The organism is Rugamonas brunnea (assembly GCF_014042345.1).
In the GTDB taxonomy this organism is placed as follows: Bacteria; Pseudomonadota; Gammaproteobacteria; order Burkholderiales; family Burkholderiaceae_D; genus Rugamonas; species Rugamonas brunnea.
Map to the genome: position 1 here is coordinate 1 of NZ_JACEZT010000040.1, position 3,238 is coordinate 3,238.

Annotated in this window: 4 protein-coding genes and 1 pseudogene; all 5 read right to left on the reverse strand. The window is 65.1% G+C overall.

Going from position 1 to position 3,238, the window contains the following annotated elements; translation table 11 throughout:
- Nucleotides 1-186, reverse strand: a pseudogene (locus H3H37_RS25325) (flagellar biosynthetic protein FliO); the annotation flags it as partial.
- A complete protein-coding gene (gene fliN / locus H3H37_RS25330) occupies nucleotides 187-606 on the reverse strand; it encodes a flagellar motor switch protein FliN (RefSeq protein WP_182167765.1) in 420 nt (139 codons plus the stop codon).
- Between the two features lie 35 nt (nucleotides 607-641).
- Nucleotides 642-1,622, reverse strand: a complete 981-nt coding sequence (gene fliM, locus H3H37_RS25335) for a flagellar motor switch protein FliM (protein WP_182152224.1) — start codon at nucleotides 1,620-1,622, stop codon at nucleotides 642-644.
- Between the two features lie 7 nt (nucleotides 1,623-1,629).
- The gene (fliL, locus tag H3H37_RS25340; RefSeq protein ID WP_182167769.1) at nucleotides 1,630-2,136 is read right to left on the reverse strand and encodes a flagellar basal body-associated protein FliL; all 507 of its coding nucleotides are present in this window, start codon (nucleotides 2,134-2,136) and stop codon (nucleotides 1,630-1,632) included.
- A gap of 244 nt (nucleotides 2,137-2,380) precedes the next feature.
- The coding region (locus tag H3H37_RS25345; RefSeq protein ID WP_182167767.1) for a flagellar hook-length control protein FliK at nucleotides 2,381-3,238 on the reverse strand (858 nt) is incomplete at its 5' end.

Here is a 3,238-nt window from a genome sequence, read left to right on the forward strand (position 1 = left end):
ATTGGCGGTGGCCGCGGTGGCGGCGGTGGCCGGCGCGGCTGCCGCTGGTGCTGCCGCTGCGGTTGCGGTTGCGGTGGCTGGCGCCGCCGGTGCGGCGCCGATGGTGCCCGACACGCTGCGCTGGGCCTGCGCCGGAGCGGCGGCCAGCGCCGCCAGCAGCAGGCCTAGGAGGAGGGCAGGTTTCATTTATTTATTGAGTTTTCGTATGCGTTCGGACGGCGTGATGATGTCGGTCAGGCGGATACCGAACTTGTCGTTCACCACCACCACCTCGCCCTGGGCGATCAGGCAGCCGTTGACCAGCACGTCCATCGGCTCGCCGGCCAGGCCGTCCAGTTCCACCACCGAGCCCTGGGCCAGTTGCAGCAGGTTCTTGATGGCGATCTTGGTACGTCCCAGTTCCACCGTCAGCTGCACCGGGATATCGAGGATGAAATCGATATCGTTGTGGGTTTCCGTCTTGCTCTGCTGCTTGGAAAAATCCTGGAACACGGCGGCGGTCGCGGCCTGCTGGTTCTGCAGCGCCTCGGCTTCGGCCTTGGCCTGCTCGGCGATCGCGGCGCCCCAATCATCATCCAAGCTTTGATCGTCTTGATTGTCCGACATGTTTCTCTCCTGTGTAGCTAGGGTCGCTGGACCACTTATTTGATGTTATCGGCATTGGCCAGCAATTTCTCGACCTTGAGCGCGTATTGTCCGTTCAATACGCCGTAACTGCAATCCATCACCGGGACGCCGTCCACCGTGGCCGAGATCATTTCCGGGATGTTCAGCGGGATGATGTCGCCCACCCGCATGTTGAGGATTTCATCGAACGACACGCGGGCCGTGCCCAGCGAGGCCACCAGTTCCACCTCGGCGATCTGGATCTGCTGCGTCATCAGGCGGATCCAGCGCTTGTCCACTTCCAGCGCCTCGCCCTGCAGGCTGGAGGTGAGCGCGTCGCGGATCGGCTCGATCATCGAGTACGGCATGCAGAAGTGGATCTGGCCCGACACGGAGCCCAGTTCCACCGTGAAGGTGGAGGCCACCACCACCTCGTTGGGGGTGGCGATGTTGGCGAACTGGGTGTTCATCTCGGAGCGGATGTATTCGAACTCGACCGGATAGACCGGCTCCCACGACTTGGTGTACGCCTCGAACACGATGTCGAGGATGCGCAGGATGATGCGCTGCTCGGTCTGGGTGAAATCGCGGCCCTCGACCCGGGTGTGGAAGCGGCCGTCGCCGCCGAACAGGTTGTCCACCAGCAGGAACACCAGGCCCGGATCGAACACCATCAGGGCCGTGCCGCGCAGCGGCTTCATGTGCACCAGGTTGAGGTTGGTGGGCACCACCAGGTTACGGATGAATTCGCTGTACTTGGACACCCGCACCGAGCCGACCGACACTTCGGCGCTGCGGCGCAGGAAATTGAACAGGCCGACGCGCAACAGGCGCGCGAAGCGCTCGTTGATGATCTCCAACGTCGGCATCCGGCCGCGCACGATGCGCTCCTGGGTTGCCAGGTTGTAGGTTCTGACTCCCGCGACTTCTTCCGGCGCCTGCGCGTCGTCCTGATCGCCGTTGACACCCTTTAACAGGGCATCGACTTCTTCCTGGGAGAGAAAATTATCGGCCATGACAGTGTTACTGAATGATAAACGAAGTAAATAAAACGTCGGTCACGTCCTGCGGCGAACCGTGGTCTTCGAACGGTTCCTTGACCTGGGCGATGATTTCCGCGCTCAGCTGCTTCTTGCCCTCGGGCGTATTGATTTCCGACGCGTGCTTGCCCGACAACAGCAACAATATGCGGCTGCGCACCTTGGGCATGTTGTTCTTGATCAATTCCACTTCCTCCAGGCCCGACACCTGCAGCGTGAACGCCAGTTGCAGATACTGGTCGCCGCCATCCTCGGGCTGCAGGTTGACGGTGAACGGCTCGATCGGCACGAACACGGGCGGACCGGCCTTGGCCTGCTTGTGCTTGGTCTTGACCGGTGCTTCCTCGTCCGCTTTGCCGTGCAGGAAGAACCAGGCCGCGCCGCCACCGATCCCGCCCAGCGCCAGCACGGCCGCCACGATGATGATGATCAGCTTCTTCTTGCCGCCACCGCCAGCCGGTGCGGCATCCGCTTTGGTGTCAGCCTTCAATTTGGGATTCGCTTTCAAAATAATCCTTGCGTCGTGCGGTAGTGGTTCATGCCGTCATTATGTCATTATCGGGAAAGACTGCGCAGCAGCATCTGTGGAAAAGAGGGCGGAAGCGGCCCTTGCTCGGCGTTTCCTTGATGAAACAGACAACAATGTTGACGCAAAAAAGACGGGGTCAGGTCATGCCATTACGCAAGATGCGCGCATCTTGCGTGATGGCATGACCTGACCCCGGTTTGGATTTTCAGGCGAAGGTGTCGACGGCGCCGGCCGGCAGGCGCCGCACGGGCGGGGCGCTGCGCGGGGCCGGTTCGGCGCTGTCGCGGCCGAAGCGCGCGCCGCCGTGGCCACCGCCGCCGCCGCCATTGCCCGACTGGGTCGAGGCGGCCTGCTGCTGGAAGTTGTTGTCCTGGTTGCTCATGCCGGCCGAGACGGTGGCATTGCCCAGCTGGATGCCGGCGTCGCTCATCATTTCACGCAGCTTGGGCACGGCCGCTTCCAGCGCCTGCCTGACCTCCGGCTGGGCCGACGAGAACGCGACCGTGGCGTGGTCGTTCGACACGTTCAGCACCACTTGCAGCGGGCCCAGGTCCGGCGGGTTCAGTTCCATGGTGGCGCTCTGCTCGCCGCCGGCGGCCATGAAGACGATCTTCTGCCCCAGTTGCTGGTCCCAGCCCGGCGTGCCGACCCGGGCCGGTAGCCGTTCGGCCGGCACGGCGGCGGCCGCCGCCTTGGCCACTTCCAGTCCGGCCACCGCGGCCGGCGCGATCGGCGTGGCTGGCGCGGCCTGGGCGGCCGGGGTGGCCGCTTTCAGCACGGCGGCAGCCTCGGCCGGCGTGGCCTTGGCGACCGTGACGGGGATGGCGGTGTCGGGCGCGGGCCGTTCGCCGCCTGCTTGCAGCGCGGCCTGGTCGGCGGGCGCGGCCTTGGCCTTGAGCTGGGCGAGGCCGTCGGCGCCGGCATCGGCCTTGGCGCCGTCGCCCCCGACCAGTTGGGCCAGCGTGGCATCCTTGGCGTCCGGCGCACCGTCGGCGGCGCTGGTGGCGGCGGCCTTGGCATCGCGCGCGGCGGCCGGCATGGCGGGCACGGCGACGGCCGTGGC

Bases quoted from the DNA above. Each gene is read 5' to 3' on its own strand.
- fliN (WP_182167765.1), bottom strand. From the start codon at position 606: ATGTCGGACAATCAAGACGATCAAAGCTTGGATGATGATTGGGGCGCC.
- fliM (WP_182152224.1), bottom strand. From the start codon at position 1,622: ATGGCCGATAATTTTCTCTCCCAGGAAGAAGTCGATGCCCTGTTAAAG.